General features: G+C 72.0%; 14 protein-coding genes. 9 read left to right on the top strand and 5 right to left on the bottom strand.

Going from position 1 to position 17,817, the window contains the following annotated elements; all coding sequences use genetic code 11:
• Positions 1 to 174 precede the first annotated feature (174 nt).
• A complete protein-coding gene (gene meaB, locus ABZY45_RS11115) occupies positions 175 to 1,158 on the bottom strand; it encodes a methylmalonyl Co-A mutase-associated GTPase MeaB (protein WP_356738368.1) in 984 nt (327 codons plus the stop codon).
• Between the two features lie 28 nt (positions 1,159 to 1,186).
• On the bottom strand, positions 1,187 to 2,389 hold the full coding sequence (locus ABZY45_RS11110) for an acetyl-CoA C-acetyltransferase (protein ID WP_356738366.1): 1,203 nt from the start codon (positions 2,387 to 2,389) through the stop codon (positions 1,187 to 1,189).
• Positions 2,390 to 2,524: 135 nt separating this feature from the next.
• Here ABZY45_RS11110 and mce point away from each other — a divergent pair, with 135 nt between their 5' ends.
• From mce to ABZY45_RS11075, 7 genes are all read left to right on the top strand, one after another.
• Entirely contained in the window at positions 2,525 to 2,953 is a 429-nt protein-coding gene (mce, locus tag ABZY45_RS11105) for a methylmalonyl-CoA epimerase (RefSeq protein ID WP_356738364.1), read from the top strand.
• Positions 2,954 to 3,157: 204 nt separating this feature from the next.
• Positions 3,158 to 6,952 carry a polarized growth protein Scy gene (gene scy, locus ABZY45_RS11100; protein WP_356738362.1) on the top strand — a complete coding sequence of 1,265 codons (3,795 nt, stop codon included), beginning with the start codon at positions 3,158 to 3,160 and terminating at the stop codon, positions 6,950 to 6,952.
• Between the two features lie 175 nt (positions 6,953 to 7,127).
• Positions 7,128 to 8,066 carry a cellulose-binding protein gene (locus tag ABZY45_RS11095; RefSeq protein WP_356738360.1) on the top strand — a complete coding sequence of 313 codons (939 nt, stop codon included), beginning with the start codon at positions 7,128 to 7,130 and terminating at the stop codon, positions 8,064 to 8,066.
• Between the two features lie 84 nt (positions 8,067 to 8,150).
• Complete coding sequence (locus ABZY45_RS11090; RefSeq protein WP_356738358.1) at positions 8,151 to 9,281, top strand: ATP-binding cassette domain-containing protein; 1,131 nt, start codon at positions 8,151 to 8,153, stop codon at positions 9,279 to 9,281.
• Positions 9,282 to 9,286: 5 nt separating this feature from the next.
• A complete protein-coding gene (locus tag ABZY45_RS11085) occupies positions 9,287 to 10,066 on the top strand; it encodes an ABC transporter permease (protein WP_356738356.1) in 780 nt (259 codons plus the stop codon).
• Positions 10,067 to 10,222: 156 nt separating this feature from the next.
• Complete coding sequence (locus tag ABZY45_RS11080; protein WP_356738354.1) at positions 10,223 to 11,368, top strand: ABC transporter ATP-binding protein; 1,146 nt, start codon at positions 10,223 to 10,225, stop codon at positions 11,366 to 11,368.
• Complete coding sequence (locus tag ABZY45_RS11075; RefSeq protein WP_356738352.1) at positions 11,365 to 12,258, top strand: ABC transporter permease subunit; 894 nt, start codon at positions 11,365 to 11,367, stop codon at positions 12,256 to 12,258. Before ABZY45_RS11080 ends, ABZY45_RS11075 begins: the two co-directional genes overlap by 4 nt.
• Position 12,259: 1 nt before the next feature.
• Here ABZY45_RS11075 and ABZY45_RS11070 read toward each other — a convergent pair whose 3' ends face one another.
• Positions 12,260 to 12,589, bottom strand: coding sequence for an ATP/GTP-binding protein (locus ABZY45_RS11070; protein WP_356738350.1), 330 nt, complete (start codon positions 12,587 to 12,589; stop codon positions 12,260 to 12,262).
• Between the two features lie 213 nt (positions 12,590 to 12,802).
• Between ABZY45_RS11070 and ABZY45_RS11065 the strand changes: the two genes are divergently transcribed.
• On the top strand, positions 12,803 to 13,834 hold the full coding sequence (locus ABZY45_RS11065; protein WP_356738348.1) for an LLM class flavin-dependent oxidoreductase: 1,032 nt from the start codon (positions 12,803 to 12,805) through the stop codon (positions 13,832 to 13,834).
• A gap of 101 nt (positions 13,835 to 13,935) precedes the next feature.
• Here ABZY45_RS11065 and ABZY45_RS11060 read toward each other — a convergent pair whose 3' ends face one another.
• Entirely contained in the window at positions 13,936 to 14,328 is a 393-nt protein-coding gene (locus ABZY45_RS11060) for an SCO5389 family protein (RefSeq protein WP_014154035.1), read from the bottom strand.
• Positions 14,329 to 14,588: 260 nt separating this feature from the next.
• On the opposite strand from ABZY45_RS11060, the gene nucS reads away from it, so the two are divergent.
• Positions 14,589 to 15,260 carry an endonuclease NucS gene (gene nucS / locus ABZY45_RS11055; RefSeq protein ID WP_356738346.1) on the top strand — a complete coding sequence of 224 codons (672 nt, stop codon included), beginning with the start codon at positions 14,589 to 14,591 and terminating at the stop codon, positions 15,258 to 15,260.
• Between the two features lie 69 nt (positions 15,261 to 15,329).
• On the opposite strand, the gene ABZY45_RS11050 is transcribed toward nucS, so the two are convergent.
• A complete protein-coding gene (locus ABZY45_RS11050) occupies positions 15,330 to 17,798 on the bottom strand; it encodes an ATP-binding protein (RefSeq protein ID WP_356738344.1) in 2,469 nt (822 codons plus the stop codon).
• Positions 17,799 to 17,817 lie beyond the last annotated feature (19 nt).

The following is a 17,817-nucleotide window of genomic DNA, read 5'->3' as shown; positions in this document are numbered from 1 at the left end:
GCGTTCCACGCGCGGAATACTTTCACGCCCCACCGGACGGGGAGCGCGGTCTCCCGGAACACCGTCTTGAGGAACACCGTCTCCCTCGGCGCCGTGTCCTTGAGCACTGTCTCCCTGAGCGCGGAGGTTGAGCCGAGGCGGTCCCCGGGCGGCCCGCACGCCGCCCGGGGGGCCTCAGCTTTCGTCGGTGGGCCCCGGGCTCCCGTCCGTGAGTCCGGCGACCAGCTCGTCCGCCGCCGCGTACGGGTCGAGGCCTCCGGCCACGATCCGTCCGGCCAGGGCGTCCAGCCTGCGGTCGCCGTGCAGATCGGCGATGCGCTCGCGGAGCGCGGTGACGGCGATCGTCTCGACCTCGCGGGCCGCGCGCGCCGTGCGCCGCTCGGCCAGGACCCCGTGCTCCTCCATCCACGCCCGGTGCTTCTCCAGGGCCTCGACGACCTCGTCGATGCCCTCGCCCCGGGCGGCGACCGTCTTCACGATCGGCGGACGCCAGTCGCCGGGCCCCCGGGACTCCCCGAGGCCCAGCATGTGGTTGAGCTCGCGGGCGGTGGCGTCCGCGCCGTCCCGGTCGGCCTTGTTGACGACGTAGACGTCGCCGATCTCCAGGATTCCGGCCTTCGCCGCCTGGATGCCGTCGCCCATGCCGGGTGCGAGGAGGACGACGGAGGTGTCGGCCTGGGAGGCGATCTCCACCTCCGACTGGCCCACTCCCACCGTCTCCACGAGGATCACGTCGCAGCCCGCCGCGTCCAGCACCCGGATCGCCTGCGGCGCCGACCACGCGAGGCCGCCCAGATGGCCCCGCGTGGCCATCGAGCGGATGTAGACACCCGGGTCGGAAGCGTGCTCCGACATCCGGACCCGGTCCCCGAGGAGCGCGCCCCCGGAGAACGGCGACGAGGGGTCGACGGCCAGCACCCCGACCCGCTTGCCCGCCCTCCGGTAGGCGGAGACCAGCGCCGAGGTGGAGGTGGACTTCCCGACCCCCGGCGATCCGGTCAGGCCGACCACGTAGGCGCGGCCCGCCAGCGGCGCCAGCGCCGCCATGACCTCGCGCAGCTGCGGTGAGGCACCCTCCACCAGGGAGATGAGCCGGGCCACCGCACGCGGCCTGCCCTCACGTGCCTGCTCGACCAGGGTGGGGACGTCCACCTTCACGCTCGGCCTCCTCGCTCGCTCGTACCGACTACTTGCCCGGTACGCGGATGATCAACGCGTCGCCCTGACCGCCGCCGCCGCACAGCGCCGCCGCTCCGGTACCGCCGCCGCGCCGCTTCAGCTCCAGCGCCAGGTGCAGCACCACACGGGCGCCGGACATGCCGATGGGGTGACCGAGAGCGATCGCGCCGCCGTTGACGTTGACCTTGTCGGAGGTGACGCCGAGATCCTTCATCGACTGGACCGCGACGGCCGCGAAGGCCTCGTTGATCTCGATGAGGTCGAGGTCCTCGACGCCGATGCCCTCCTTCTTCAGGGCGTGCCGGATGGCGTTGGACGGCTGCGACTGCAGCGAGTTGTCCGGGCCCGCCACGTTGCCGTGGGCCCCGATCTCGGCGATCCAGTCGAGGCCCAGTTCCTCGGCCTTCGCCTTGCTCATCACGACGACGGCCGCGGCGCCGTCGGAGATCTGCGAGGAGGTGCCCGCGGTGATCGTGCCGTCCTTGGTGAAGGCGGGACGCAGCTTCCCGAGCGACTCGGCGGTGGTCTCGGGGCGGATGCCCTCGTCCTTGGAGAAGAGGACCGGGTCGCCCTTGCGCTGCGGGATCTCGACCGGGGTGATCTCGGCCTCGAAGATGCCGTTCTTCTGCGCCGCGGCGGCGCGCTGGTGGGACAGGGCGCCGATCTCGTCCTGGTCGGCACGGGCCAGGCCGAGGCGGCTGTTGTGCTTCTCGGTGGACTCACCCATCGGGATGTTCTCGTAGGCGTCGGTCAGGCCGTCGTACGCCATGGAGTCGAGCATCTCGATCGCACCGTACTTGTATCCCTCACGGGACTTCGGCAGCAGGTGCGGGGCGTTGGTCATGGACTCCTGGCCGCCGGCCACCACGACGTCGAACTCACCGGCGCGGATCAGCTGGTCCGCGAGGGCGATCGCGTCGAGCCCCGAGAGGCACACCTTGTTGACGGTGAGCGCCGGGACGTTGAGCGGGATCCCGGCCTTGACGGCTGCCTGGCGTGCCGGGATCTGCCCTGCCCCGGCCTGGAGCACCTGGCCCATGATCACGTACTCGACCTGGTCCCCGCCGATGCCCGCCCGGTCCAGCGCCGCCTTGATGGCGACGCCTCCGAGGTCGGCTCCGGAGAAGCTCTTCAGCGAGCCGAGCAGACGGCCCATGGGCGTCCGCGCGCCCGCGACGATCACTGAGGTGGTTCCGGTCGTTCCTGACATGAGGCGCAGCCCCTTGGGATCGGTTGTGAACGAGGGTTTACCTGAATGTACTGAGCGGTACGGCGCCCGTCATCCGGCTGTCGGTGTGATCGCGCGCACGTTGCGTAACCATCCCGGGGGCGCTGCACTGGTTCCATGCTGACGCGAATCGACCACATCGGAATCGCCTGTTTCGACCTCGACGAGACAGTGAAGTTCTACCGCGACACCTACGGCTTCGAGGTGTTCCACTCCGAGGTCAACGAGGAGCAGGGCGTCCGGGAAGCCATGCTGAAGATCAACGACACCTCGGACGGCGGTGCTTCCTACCTCCAGCTGCTCGAACCGACCCGTGAGGACTCGGCCGTGGGCAAGTGGCTGGCGAAGAACGGGGAAGGTGTGCACCACATCGCCTTCGGGACGGCGGACGTCGACGCGGACGCCGCGGACATCCGAGGGAAGGGCGTCCGGGTGCTGTACGACGAGCCCAGGAAGGGGTCGATGGGCTCCAGGATCACCTTCCTGCACCCCAAGGACTGCCACGGTGTGCTGACCGAACTGGTCACCTCGGCCAAGGAGCACTGACCCGACCGATACCCGGCCCGGTAGAGTGGGCGGTTCCGGGCCGGGGCCGGGTCGGGGCCGTGCCGCGTCCTCGCCGTAGATCTGTCACCATTCCCCGGGGGACCGTTCGCCGGCGAGCGGTACTCGCATGGAGAATTGCGACCAGGGTTGGGGTCTCCCCTGCTCGAACGATGTTGAGAGCTCGGGGAAGGATGGGACCGCGCAGTGCGGGGCTACGAGAGCCAGCAGAGCCACCGAGCTGACGACGACCATCTCTCGCGGTTCGAAGCCGAGATGGACCGGCTGAAGACCGACCGGGAGAAGGCCGTCCAGCACGCCGAGGACCTCGGTTACCAGGTCGAGGTCTTGCGCGCCAAGCTGCACGAAGCGCGGCGCAATCTGGCGGCCCGTCCCGCACACGACAGCGCGGACATCGGCTACCAGGCCGAACAGATGCTCCGTAACGCCCAGATCCAGGCCGATCAGCTGCGTACGGACGCCGAGCGCGAGCTGCGTGAGGCCAGGGCTCAGACGCAGCGGATCCTCCAGGAGCACGCGGAACACCAGGCCCGGCTCCAGGCCGAGTTGCACGCCGAGGCGGTGCAGCGGCGCCAGCGGCTCGACCAGGAACTGGCGGAGCGCCGGCAGACCGTCGAGTCCCACGTCAACGAGAACGTCGCCTGGGCCGAGCAGTTGCGGGCCAGGACCGAGTCCCAGGCGCGCCGTCTGCTGGAAGAGTCGCGCGCCGAGGCCGAGCAGTCGCTGGCCGCAGCCCGCGCCGAGGCGGCCCGGCTGGCCGACGAGACCCGCAGACGTCTCAACTCCGAGGCCGAGTCGGCCCGTGCCGAGGCCGAAGCCACGCTGCTGCGGGCCCGCCGGGACGCCGAGCGGCTGCTGGAGGCCGCCTCCTCGCAGGCGCAGGAGGCCACCAGCCACGCAGAGCAGCTGCGTTCGACGGCCACCGCCGAGACGGAGCAGACCAGGCAGCAGACCGCGGAGCTCAACCGCGCCGCCGAACAGCACATGCAGGAGGCGGAGACCCGCCTGCGTGAGGCGCGGCTGGAGTCCGAGAAGGTGCTCGCCGAGGCGAAGGAGGCCGCGGTCAAGCGGCTGGCCGGCGCCGAGTCGCAGAACGAGCAGCGCACGCGTACGGCCAAGTCGGAGATCGCCCGGCTGGTCGGCGAGGCCACGAAGCAGGCCGAGACCCTCAAGGAGGAGGCCGAGCAGGCGCTCGTCGACGCCCGGGCCGAGGCCGAGCGGCTCGTCGCCGAGGCGGCCGAGAAGGCCCGCACGCTGGCCGCCGAGGACGCCGCGGCCCAGCTCGCGAAGGCGGCGCGCAGCGCCGAGGAGGTCCTGACCAAGGCCTCCGAGGACGCCAGGTCCACCACCCGGGCCGCCGGCGAGGAGGCGGACCGGATCCGCCGTGAGGCCGAGGCCGAGGCGGACCGGCTGCGCGGCGAGGCCGCGGAGCAGGCCGATCAGCTCAAGGGCGCGGCCAAGGACGACACCAAGGAGTACCGGGCCAAGACGGTCGAGCTCCAGGAGGAGGCCCGCCGTCTCCGGGGTGAGGCCGAGCAGCTGCGGTCGGAGGCCGTCGCCGAGGGCGAACGGATCCGCGGCGAGGCCCGCCGGGAAGCGGTCCAGCAGCTGGAGGAGGGCGCTCGTACCGCCGAGGAGCTCCTCACGAAGGCGAAGGCCGACGCGGAGGAGCTGCGGGCGTCCGCGAGCACCGAGAGCGAGCGGGTCAGGGCCGAGGCGGCCGAGCGTGCCGCCACCCTGCGCAAGCAGGCCGAGGAGGCTCTGGAACGCAGCCGCGCCGAGGCGGAGAAGCTGCGCGCCGAGGCCGAGGAGCAGGCGACCGCCCTGACCGCCGCGGCCGAGACGGCGGCCGAGGCCCTGCGCGAGGAGACCGAGCGCGGGATAGAGGCCCGCAGGGCCGAGGCGGCCGAGGAGCTCAGGCGGCTGCACGCCGAGGCCGAGTCCCGGGTCGCCGCCGCGGAGGAGACGCTCGGCGAGGCGCGTACGGAGGCGGAGCGGATCCGCCGCGAGACGGGCGAGGAGTCCGAGCGGCTCCGCGCCGAGGCCGCGGAACGGCTGCGTACGCTCCAGGAGCAGGCCACGGCGGAGGCCGACCGGCTGCGCACGGAGGCCGCGGCCGACGCCGCGCAGTCCCGCGCCGAGGGCGAGAGTGTGGCCGTACGGCTGCGCACCGAGGCCGCCACCGAGGCGGAGCGGCTCAAGACGGAGGCGCAGGAGACCGCCGACCGGGTGCGCTCCGAGGCCGCCGCCGCGGCCGAGCGGGTCGGCGCGGAGGCCGCGGAAGCGCTGGCAGCCGCGCAGGAGGAGGCCAACCGCCGCCGCCGCGCCGCCGAGGAGGCGCTGGGTTCCGCGCGTGCCGAGGCCGAGCAGGAGCGCGAGCGCGCCCGCGAGCAGAGCGAGGAGCTCCTGGCCTCCGCCCGCAAGCGGGTCGAGGAGGCACAGGCCGAGGCGCAGCGCCTGGTCGAGGAGGCGGAGAGCCGGGCCTCCGAGCTGGTCTCGGCCGCCGAGCAGACCGCGCAGCAGGTGCGGGACTCCGTGGCCGGGCTGCAGGAGCAGGCCGAGGAGGAGATCACCGGGCTGCGCTCCGCGGCCGAGCACGCGGCGGAGCGTACGCGGACCGAGGCGCAGGAGGAGGCGGACCGGGTCAGGTCCGACGCCTACGCCGAGCGGGAGCGGGCCACCGAGGACGCCAACCGCATCCGTTCGGTCGCGCACGAGGAGGCGGAGGCGGCCAAGTCCCTGGCCGAGCGGACCGTCTCGGAGGCGATCGCCGAGGCGGAGAAGTTGCGCTCGGACACCTCGGAGTACAGCCAGCGCGTCCGTACGGAGGCCTCCGACGCCCTCGCGTCGGCGGAGCAGGACGCCTCGCGTGCCCGTGCGGAAGCCCGTGAGGACGCCAACCGCATCCGTTCCGAGGCGGCGGCCCAGGCCGACCGGCTGATGGCCGAGGCGACCGGCGAGAGCGAGCGGATCCGCGCCGAGGCCACCGAGCAGTCGGAGCGGTTCATCGGCGAGGCGACCGACGAGGCCGAGCGGCTGCGCGCGGAGGCGGCGCAGACCGTCGGGTCCGCCCAGGAACACGCGGCCCGCACCCGCGAGGAGGCGGAGCGGCTGCGCGCCGACGCCGAGGCCGCGGCGGAGCAACTGCGCGCGGAGGCCCGCCAGGAGGCGGACCGGATGCTGGACGAGGCGCGCGAATCGGCGGCCAAGCGCCGTGCGGACGCCGCCGAGCAGGCCGACCAGCTCGTCGAGAAGGCCCAGGAGGAGGCGCTGCGCGCCGCGACCGAGGCCGAGGAGCAGGCCGACAGGATGGTGGGCGCCGCGCGCAACGAGGCGGTCCGGATCACCTCGGAGGCGACGGTCGAGGGCAACTCCCTGGTGGAGCGGGCCCGCACGGACGCGGACGAGCTGCTCGTCGGCGCCCGCCGGGACGCCACCGCCACCCGGGAGCGGGCGGAGGAGCTCAGGGCCCGGATCGAGAGCGAGGTCGAGGAACTGCACGAGCGCGCCCGGCGCGAGACCTCCGAGCAGATGAAGACGGCGGGCGAGCGCGTCGACAAGCTGATGAAGGCGGCGACCGAGCAGAGGGCGGAGGCGGAGGCCAAGGCCAAGGAGCTGCTGGCGGACGCCAACTCGGAGGCGAGCAAGGTCCGCATCGCCGCCGTCAAGCGCGCCGAGTCGCTGCTCAAGGAGGCCGAGGCGAAGAAGACGGAGCTGACCCGCGCGGCCGAGAAGCTGCGGGCCGACGCCGAGGCCGAGGCGAAGCAGATGGTCGACGAGGGACGCCGGGAGCTGGACCTGCTGGTCCGCAGGCGCGAGGACATCAATACGGAGATCTCCCGTGTCCAGGACGTGCTGGAGGCGTTGGAATCTTTCGAGGCTCCGGGCGGGGCGAGCAAGGCGGCAGGCGGTGGCGCGGGGGGCGTCAAGGCAGGAGCGACGGCGGGCACCCGGTCGGGTGGCAAGGCGTCGGACGGGTAGCCACGCACGCAATTCGCCATGAACATTCAAGCCCTGGGGTCGCAAGCACTCCCGGGGTCAGCCACTCAAAAGGGGTGTCATTCTCCATACCAAAGCGGCATCTTCACGTTGACACGCCGCCCAGGCCCCTAGGATTCCCTCTAACACCTCACCGGTCTCATTCGACAGGAACCCCATGAGCGACCCTTCCTCCCCCTTCGGCTTCGAGCTCGTGCGACGTGGATACGACCGCGGTCAGGTGGACGACCGCATTGCCAAACTCGTCGCCGACCGTGACAGCGCGCTCGCCCGAATCACCTCTCTGGAAAAGCGCATCGAGGAGCTCCACCTCGAGACGCAGAACGCCCAGGCCCAGGTCAACGACGCCGAGCCGTCGTACGCCGGGCTCGGTGCCCGCGTCGAGAAGATCCTCCGCCTCGCCGAGGAGGAGGCGAAGGACCTGCGTGAGGAGGCCCGCCGCGCAGCGGAGCAGCACCGTGAGCTGGCCGAGTCGGCCGCCCAGCAGGTGCGCAACGACGCGGAGACCTTCGCCGCGGAGCGCAAGGCTAAGGCCGAGGACGAGGGCGTCCGTATCGTCGAGAAGGCCAAGGGCGAGGCGGGCACGCTGCGCACCGACGCCCAGAAGGACGCCCAGCAGAAGCGCGAGGAGGCGGACGCCCTCTTCGAGGAGACCCGCGCCAAGGCCGCCCAGGCCGCCGCGGACTTCGAGACGAACCTCGCCAAGCGCCGTGACCAGTCGGAGCGCGACCTCGCGTCGCGTCAGGCCAAGGCCGAGAAGCGCCTCGCGGAGATCGAGCACCGCGCGGAGCAGCTGCGCCTGGAGGCCGAGAAGCTCCGTACGGACGCCGAGCGCCGGGCGCGCCAGACGGTCGAGACGGCACAGCGCCAGGCCGAGGACATCGTGGCCGACGCGAACGCCAAGGCCGACCGGATCCGCAGCGAGTCCGAGCGCGAGCTGGCTGCGCTCACCAACCGCCGCGACTCGATCAACGCCCAGCTGACCAACGTCCGCGAGATGCTGGCCACGCTGACCGGTGCCGCCGTCGCGGCGGCCGGCTCCCCGGCGGAGGACGAGTCCGCGGGCCGCGGTGTCCCGGCCCAGCAGACCCGCTGAGACACGTACATCAGCTGTACCCCTTGCGCGCCCGGTTCCGCCCTTGTGGTGGCGCCGGGCGTGCGGCCGTTCTAGCGTGAACGCATGATCGAGCTCGACGGTCTCACCAAACGCTTCGGCAACAAGCTTGCCGTCGACCGTCTGTCATGCCGGATCAAGCCGGGCATGGTGACGGGGTTCCTCGGCCCGAACGGGGCGGGCAAGTCCACGACGATGCGGATGATGCTCGACCTCGACAACCCGACCAGCGGCACGGTGCGCATCGACGGCCGGCACTACCGCGAGCTCGACGAGCCGCTCAAGCACATCGGGGCGCTCCTGGACGCCAAGTCGATGCACGGCGGGCGCAGCGCGTACAACAACCTCCTGTGCCTGGCCCAGAGCAACCGCATCCCGGCGAGCCGGGTCTCCCACGTACTCGACACGGTCGGTCTGAGTGCCGTGGCCAAGAAGAAGTCCAAGGGCTTCTCCCTCGGCATGGGCCAGCGCCTGGGCATCGCGGCTGCCCTGCTCGGCGACCCCGAGATCCTCATGTTCGACGAACCCGTCAACGGTCTGGACCCGGAGGGGATCCACTGGATCCGGAACCTCATGAAGACCCTCGCATCGGAGGGCCGGACGATCTTCGTCTCCTCGCACCTGATGAGCGAGATGGCGCTGACCGCCGATCACCTGATCGTCATCGGGCAGGGCAGACTGCTCGCCGACACCTCCATGGCCGACTTCATCCACGAGAACTCCCGCAGCTTCGTGCGGATGCGTTCCCCGGAACAGGAGCGGCTGCGCGACCTGCTGCACGCCGAGGGCGTGGTCGCGGTCGAGTCGGGCAACGGCACGCTGGAGATCGACGACGAGGCACCGGAGCGGCTCGGTGAACTCGCCGCCCGGCACGGGATCGTGCTCCACGAGCTGAGTTCCCAGCGCGCGTCCCTGGAGGAGGCCTTCATGCAGATGACGGCGGGTTCGGTGGAGTACCACGCGCACTCGGACGCTGAGACCGGCGGGCCACCGCCCGCAGGCCCGCAGTGGGGCGAGCAGTGGAACCGGAAGCCCGGAAACGGTGGTACTCCAGGTGTGCCTGGTACTGCTGGTGCTCCTGGTGCGCCCGGCACTGCTGGTGCGCCCGGCACTTCCGGTGCCCCCGACGCTCCTGGTGCTTCAGGCGCGGCCGGTCCCGGCGTCGGTGCTCCCGGCGACGGCACGAAGGGGGTGTGACGGCGATGGCATCGGTACCCGCTGTCCTGAACTCCGAGTGGACCAAGATCCGTACGGTCTCCTCGACCACCTGGACCCTGATCTCCGCGTTCGCCGTCACCGTCGCCATGGGCGCGGCGCTCAGCGCCCTGCTGAAGAGCCAGTTCGACGACCTCTCCGCCGCCGAGCAGGCCACCTTCGACCCGACGTTCGTGGGCTTCTCCGGGATGATCCTGGGACAGCTGGCGATGGTCGTCTTCGGCGTCCTGGTGGTGGGCACGGAGTACAGCTCCGGCATGATCCGCACCTCGCTCGCAGCAGTGCCGCAGCGCGGGTCGTTCCTCTTCAGCAAGATCGCCGTGGCGGGTGTGCTGGCCCTGCTGGTCGGCCTTGCCACCAGCTTCGTGACCTTCTTCCTCAGCCAGGCCCTGCTGGGTGAGCACCGCACCGACATCGGCGCGGAGAACGTGCTGCGCGCGGTCTTCGGCGGGGGCGTCTACATGGGCCTGATCGCGATCTTCTCCATGGGCGTGGCCACGATGCTGCGCAGCTCCATGCTCTCGCTCGGCATCCTGATGCCCTTCTTCTTCCTCGTCTCGCAGATCCTCTCCGCGGTCCCCGGCGCCAAGAGCGTGGCCCGGTACTTCCCCGACCAGGCCGGTTCCAAGATCATGCAGGTGGTGCCGGACGCCATGAACAGCGACCCCGCGCCGTACGGTCCATGGGCCGGGCTCGGGATCATGGCCCTGTGGGTGGTGGCGGCGCTCGTGGGCGGCTACCTCGTGCTGAAGAAGCGCGACGCCTGACGCTCGGGGCGTCCCCGGGGTCGTCCGTACCCGGCCGACGCTCCCGGCAGCGGCTTGGCCGGAACCACCGGCGGCTGGTTATCCTCCTAACTCTTACGGGGGGCGTGCGGCCGACGGCCTGGGCCCCGACGACAGATAAGTCGATGGGGCTGGAGAATGATCGAGGCAGTCGGCCTGACCAAGCGCTACGGCGCGAAGACGGCCGTGCACAACCTTTCCTTCCAGGTGCGGCCCGGTGCGGTCACCGGGTTCCTCGGTCCCAACGGGTCGGGCAAGTCCACCACCATGCGCATGATGCTCGGCCTCGACCGGCCGACGTCCGGACACGTGACGATCGGCGGCCACGCCTTCCGCAGTCTCCCCAACGCGCCTCGCCAGGTGGGGGCGCTGCTCGACGCCAAAGCCGTGCACGGCGGGCGCAGCGCCCGTAACCACCTGCTCTCGCTCGCCCAGCTGGCCGGCATCCCGGCGGCCCGGGTGGACGAGGTGCTCGGTGTCGTCGGGCTCCAGGACGTGGCGAAGAGGCGTTCCAAGGGCTTCTCCCTCGGCATGGGGCAGCGGCTCGGGATCGCGGCGGCCCTGCTCGGCGACCCGCAGGTGCTTCTCTTCGACGAGCCCGTGAACGGGCTCGACCCGGAGGGCATCCTCTGGGTCCGCAACCTGATGAAGCAGCTGGCGTCGGAGGGGCGCACGGTCTTCGTCTCCAGCCACCTCATGAGCGAGATGGCGCTCACGGCGGACCATCTGATCGTGATCGGCCGCGGCCAGCTGCTCTCGGACATGAGTGTCACCGACTTCATCTCCGCCAACTCCGCCGACTTCGCCCGGGTACGCCTCCCGGCGGACCGGCCCGAGTTCCGGGAGAAGCTGACGGCCACGCTGACGGAGGCGGGCGGCCAGGTGATGCCCGAACCGGACGGCGCCCTCCGGGTGACCGGGCTCGCCCTGCCCCGCATCAGCGATCTGGCCCACGAGTCCGACGTACGGCTGTGGGAGCTCTCGCCGCACCAGGCGTCCCTGGAGGAGGCGTACATGCGGATGACGCAGGGCGCCGTGGACTACCGCTCGACGGCGGACGCCAAGGCGGGCCTCCAGGTGCCGCCGCCCGGCTACGGACAGCAGGGTTACGGACAGGCCGGTCACGGACAGACCGGGTTCGAGGGCCACGCACAGCCCGGCTACGCCCCGCCGCCCGAGGTGCCGCAGCAGGGCTGGTACGCCCCGCCGCCGCCAGGACAGAACCCGTACGCCGCGCCGGCCCCGGAACCGGCCGAGCGCAAGACCAGCGAGGACTCCCGATGACGATGCCGGCGACTCCGCCGCCCGCGCAGGCGCCCCAGCCGCCGCAGGCACCTCAGCCGTCGTACCAGCAGCCACAGCAGGGCTGGGGCGCCCCGGCCGGCCCCTACGCCTCGCCGATTCCCGTGCGCACGCCCGGCCTGGGCGACGCCATCGCGTCCGAGTGGACGAAGATCCGCTCCGTGCGCTCCACGATGTGGACGCTCGGGGTGATGATCGTGCTGCTGGTCGGCATCGGGCTGCTCGTGGCGCTCGTCGTGAGCATGTCCGACGCCCCCATGGAGGACGCCCCCGTCCTGACCCTCGGGTTCTTCGGCGTGCTGCTCGGATCGATCTGTGTGATCACGCTGGGAGTGCTGACCATCGCGTCGGAGTACACCACCGGGATGATCCGCACGACGCTGACCGCGTGCCCGAGCCGGGCGCGGATCCTGATCGCCAAGTCGGTCGTCTTCTTCCTGCTCTCCTTCACGATCACCACCGTGACCACCGGCGTCGTGGGCGTCCTGCAGACGGCCATGCTCGACGGCGCCACACCCGACACGGGCTTCTGGCTGCGCTCCACCGTGGGGATCGGCCTCTACGTCGCGACGCTCGGGCTGCTCTCCCTCGCCGTCGGCGCGATCGTGCGGCACTCCGCCGGGGCCATCACGATCATGATCGCCGTGGTGCTGCTCCCGCTCGTGCTCGCGATGTTCATGTTCTCCGCGTCGCTGGCCTCCGTGCAGAAGGCGCTCTTCGAGTACTCCATCCCCAACCAGATCGGCGCGATGTACGACGCGACGGTCACCTCGTCGGGGCCCACGGGCTGGGAGCCGCTCTGGGTGATTCTCGGCGTGACCGCCGTGGCCATGGCCGGCGCCTTCTTCGCGCTGGAACGACGGGACGTCTGACTCAGTAGCGCGGAGCGTTCCTGGACCGCTGCACCCGTGTGGTGCGGCGGTCCTTCGCGTTCCAGCAGGCTTTGTGCCAGTGCCTGCGGTCGTCGACCCCGCCGAACTCGGGCCAGGCGACCAGATGCGGGACCCCGGCCGGGATCTCCTGGTCGCAGCCGGGGCAGCGGTAGCGCTTGCCCGCGGCGCTCGCGCCGCTCACCGGGCGCACCGACCACTCCTCGCCCTGCCAGCTCTCCGTGGCCCCTCCCCCGCCGTACCGGCCCGCCGCGTCGGGGGCTTTGCCGGCAGGACTCTCGCCGCCTCGGGGGCGGTTGCGGCGCGGGGACACGGAACACCTCACGGGGTGTGTACGGGCAGTTCGTCCCGTCAAGCGTAGAGGCATCGGCTGTTGACCCGTGTCGTGTGGGGCACTAGAGGGCTGATGAGGCGGGTGGGTTAGCGGAAAATCGCAACAACTTCTTCATGGACCGTGCCTTTGGCACGTGTCAGGCGTTGTTGCCAGTGGGGGATGGCCGCGTCGGCCGCAAGGAGGCAATTGGCGATGCGCGTAGGAACGTTCGTACTGGCAGCCCAGTTCCCGGGTCAGGGGCAGGGTGAGGCCCTGCACCGGGCCGTCCGCTCCGCGGAGGTCGCGGAGGAGTCCGGGCTCGATTCCGTCTGGCTGGCCGAACATCATTTCGTGCCGTACGGGGTGTGCCCGTCCGCGGTGACCCTGGCGGGGCTGCTGCTCGGCCGCACCCGCAGAATCCGCGTGGGCACGGCGGTGAGCGTCCTGCCGACCCAGCACCCCGTCACGCTCGGCGAGCAGGCCGCGCTCCTGCATCTGACCAGCGGCGGGCGCTTCACGCTCGGGGTGGGGCGTGGCGGCCCGTGGGTCGACCTGGAGGTGTTCGGAGGCGGGCTCGAGGCCTACGAGCACGGCTTCCCCGAGTCCCTGGAGCTGCTGCTCGACTGGCTCGGCGAGCCCCGGGTGGCGGGCCGCGGGGAGCGGTACCGCTTCCGCGAGGTGGCCGTGGTGCCCCGGGCGGACGAACTCCTCGGGGACGGCCCGCCGGGGCCCGAGGTGATCGTCGCGTGCACGTCCCCGAAAAGCGTGGAACTCGCCGCTGAAAAGGGTTTGCCGATGCTCCTCGGGATGCATTGTGGTGACGAGGAGAAGGCCGACATGGTCGCGCTGTGGCGTTCCGCGGCCCGGGAGGCCGGACAGCCCGCGGAGGTCGTGGAGCGGGTAGCACATGTGTCCGCAGGGGTGGCCCAGATCGCGGACCGGTCCGCGGACGCCGTGGAGACGCTCGTGAAGGCCATGCCGGGCTGGCTGCGCCAAGGGCTCGATGCCCATGTGACGGTCGACGGCAGGCACCGCGTGATGCGCGATCCCGTCGCGTACACGGAGTTCCTCTGCGATCTGCATCCGGTGGGTCCGCCGCGTCTCGCCGCCGACCGGCTCGCGGCCACGGCGGAGCGCACGGGCATCACCCGCTTCGCCCTGATGGTGGAGGGCTCGGGCGATCTCGCGGCGACGGAGACGAATGTGCAGCGCCTGGGCACGGAAGTGCTGCCCATGCTGGAGTGAGGCGTTCACGCTGGTCGTCCTGGTGGTGCGAACGGTGGTGCGGGAGCTGCCGCCCCGGAGCCAGTTGCACCTCCCGCGGCCCGGAGCGGCAGCAGAAGCGTTCAGCAGTCCCGGAGTTCGGGCGATTGGTTGAGCAACTGACCCCTCACCGAGGTGAATCGGGCCAGTCGCTCGTCGACCGACGCGTCCAGCGGGAACACCGCGACGCGGTGGCAGTTCTGGAATGCGAGGCGCACCCCGAAGTGCCGCTGGAGCGCGCCGCGTATCGCATCACTCGCGAGCGCGCGCAGCAGCTGACCACGTGCCTGCTCGTCCGGCGGAGGCGTCTGGTTGTCGGCGAACTGTCCGCCGTCGACCTTCAGCTGGGCCACCAGGGAGCTGATCATCTCCCATGCGTAGGGCAGGGAGGTCCGGACGCAGTCGACGAAGTCGGCTTCGTCGACCTCGCCTCGCTCGGCCTGTTCCAACAGCGCCGGTGAGACGTCGAGCGACATGGGTTCTCCTCTCGCGACCCCGACGGGTGGCCGGGGCCTTACGGGCAGGGCAGGACGGCGACGCTGCGTACACAGGCGGCGACCTCCTGCTTCCACCGTAAGGGCGCAGTCCGGGCCGCACCAGGAGATTGGGAACACAACCGGCCAACGACGAACGGTCGCAAAGAGGGGCAAGCCCGTGTGGCATACGTCAAGAGGTGTACGGGGTGCGTGGGGCGGGAATCGCGTGGACCCGTCGTCGTCGAGTAGCGTTGCGGACCATGCGTCTCGTCATCGCCCGTTGCTCCGTCGACTACGCGGGCCGGCTCACTGCCCACCTGCCCTCCGCCCCCCGTCTGATCCTGGTGAAGGCGGACGGCAGCGTCTCGATCCACGCCGACGACCGGGCGTACAAACCGCTCAACTGGATGTCCCCGCCGTGCACCCTGAAGGAGGGTGCCGACGACAGCGAGGGCATCTGGACCGTGGTCAACAAAGCGGGCGAGAAACTGATCATCACGATGGAGGAGATCCTCCACGACTCGTCCCACGAACTGGGTGTGGACCCGGGGCTGATCAAGGACGGCGTCGAGGCGCATCTCCAGGAGCTGCTGGCCGACCGCATCGAGACGATGGGCGAGGGCTACACCCTGATCCGCCGCGAGTACCCGACCGCGATCGGTCCGGTCGACATCCTGTGCCGGGACGCGGACGGCGCGACGGTGGCCGTGGAGCTGAAGCGGCGGGGTGACATCGACGGCGTGGAGCAGCTGACCCGCTATCTGGAGCTGCTCAACCGCGATCCGCATCTGGCGCCGGTGCGGGGCGTGTTCGCCGCGCAGGAGATCAAGCCGCAGGCCCGGGTGCTGGCGACCGACCGCGGGATCGGCTGCCTGGTGCTGGACTACGACGCGATGCGCGGCATCGAGGACGACAAGCTGCGGCTCTTCTGAACCCGGGGCCAGTGCCCCTCATCGCCGTACGGGCGGCCCGGAGACGGGGCCCGTACGGCGATCTCGCGTTCAGGCGACGGTCGGTGACGCGGCGCCGCTCTCCGTCGCCGACGCGGTGACGGTCTCCGCCGGTCCGCTCGCCGAGTTGGAGGAGTCCGGTTCCGTCGTCACGGTCTCCGTCGGGGTCGGGGCCGTGGTCGGCGTCTCGGTCGGCGTCTCGGTCGGGGTCTCGGTGTCGCTGGCGCTGGGACTCGGCGTCTTCGTCGGCTTCTTCGTCGGTGAAGGGTCGCCGGACGTCGGGCGCCCGCTGGGACTGCCGCTCGACGGGGTGCCCGTGCCCGGGCCGGCCGAGGACTCCGAGGCGCCGGGCGATGGGGAGCCGCTCGCGGACGGCGTGGCGGACCCCGAAGGGCCCGGGGACTCGGAGGTGCCGGGTGCCGGGCCGTCGTCGGACGCCGTGTCGTCGGCCGGCTCGTCCGCGGAGAGACCACTCTCGCCGTCGTCCTCGCTCGCCGACTGTTCGGTGGTGACGTTCTGCCCTTCAGGCTCCTCGCTCCCGGACGTGGCGCCCAGGGTGACCACCGTGCCGAGGACGGCCGCCAGCAGGGCACCCGCGCCGACCGCGACCACGTTGCGCCGCGCGCCCCGGAGGATGCCCATGGGCCCGCCGGCCTTGCTCGCCCGGTCCGGCTCCTGACGGGTGATCAGGGTGGCGGACGTCTCGATCGCCCGGGGGAAGAGGGGCTTGGCCGCCGGTACGCCGCCGGGCGGTGACGCCGACTCGTCGTGCCGCGGCGCGGGCACCTCCTCGCCCGCGGGGGTGCTCAGGACCGGCTCGCCGGATCGGTCGGCGACGAGCGCGAGGGCCCTGCGGCCCGCCACCGCGCCGGGCTTGTCGGCGAGCGCGCCGCGCATGCTGATGGACGTCTCCAGTTCGGCCCTGGCCCGGTCCAGATGACCGGTGCAGAGCGCCAGGACGCCCAGCTCGTGGTGGAAGTAGGCCTCCTCCGCCACCTCACCGGCGATCCGGGCAGCCTCCTGGCCCGCCCTGAGCGCCTTTTCCCATGCGCCCCACTGCAGGCCGGCCGCGAAGGCGGGAGCGGCGCTACGGGCCAGCAGCACGGCCGCGCTGGCCTGGCCCGCCTGGTCACCGGGGACGAGGCGGGTCATCGCCGCGAGAAGGGCGTCCGCCTCGGCGACCGCCCGCTCGGGGGTGACGGAGGGATGCCCGGCCCACCAGGCGTAGTGCTGTGCGGCGCTGCGCGCGTGCGCGTCCGCGTCCTCGCCGTATCCGCTCGCCTCCAGCTGGGCCAGGGCGCCCGCGGCCAGCCGGTAACGGGGGCCCGCGGGCGAGAGCAGGCCGCTGCGGGACAGCTCGCCCAGCGCGGCGTCGGCGTGGGTGTCGCCCACGAGGGCCGGCAGATGCGCCTGGTGCGGCACCTCGCCGCCCAGGGCCACGGCGAAGCGCAGGGTCTCGCGGGCGGCCTCGCTCAGCCGGGAGGCGAGCAGCGGGGCGGGCGCCGCGCCGTCACCGAGGCTGGGCAGGGGCAGCTCCGCCGGCCGGGCGGTGCCGAAGGGCGCGTCGTCCGGATCGTCGTCGTAGCCGTCGGAGCCGTCCTGGACGGTGTGCAGTTCGTCCCGCTGGCGCAGCAGGGCGCCGGCCTGGACGAAGCGCAGGGGCAGCCCTTGAGACTCGAACCAGAGGTCTCCCGCCCAGTTCGCCTCCTCGTCCGTGAGCGGGCGTTCCACGACGTGTTCCAGGAGCTCGATCGAGGCGCTGCGCCCGAGCCCGGTGAGGAAGACCTCTTCCAGGGCCGAGTCGGCGGGGGGCGCGGGCACGTCGGCGGTCGCCCCGAAGAGGAACGCGCACTCCGGGGTCGCGTCGAGCAGCTCCTGGAGCGCGGCGCCGCCGAGCTCCAGGTCGTCGACGACGACGACGGCGCCGATGCCGTGGACCAGGGCGAGGAGCCCTTCACGGTCGGGGCGGTGCGACGGGGAGCGGTGGACGGCCTCGAAGAGGCCGTACAGCAGGTCCGTGGCGGTCCGCTTGTAGCCGGACAGGCGGACGACCCCGTCGGGCGCGAGGTCCGCGCAGTCACCGGCGACGGCGTCGAGCAGTGCTGTGCGGCCGGAGCCGGCCGGGCCCGTAAGGCACACCGAGCGCCCGCGGGCGAGCAGCCGCACGAGGCGCTCGCGCTCCTCCTGGCGCTCCAGGAGGGGCAGCTGGGCCGGCGGCGGTCCCGGGGGCACCGGCGGTGCGGCGGCACGCTCGCGGTCGACGCGCTGGGCGGGGGTGTGCCGCACGGGCGGCTCCGGCCGCTCCCCCGGCCGGCAGGGCTCGATCTCGCTGCCGTCGACCGGATTGACGGTGAGCAGGAAGTCACCCGATATCAGCTGCACCGTGCGGGACTGCTGCGGTGTCTGGTGCCCGAAGTCGGGCGTCAGAGGGTCACGGGACTGCCGTCGGCGGCCGGCGTCGTCACCGGACCGGTCGTTGCCCTGGCCGTACTCTTCCGGTCCCCGGCTGATCGGGTCCATCGTCAAAGCCCCCCAGACG

It is taken from the genome of Streptomyces sp. NPDC006516, assembly GCF_040611875.1.
GTDB lineage: Bacteria > Actinomycetota > Actinomycetes > Streptomycetales > Streptomycetaceae > Streptomyces.
Note: the sequence above shows the minus strand (reverse complement) of the source record. Positions and strands in the feature narration are given on the sequence as shown.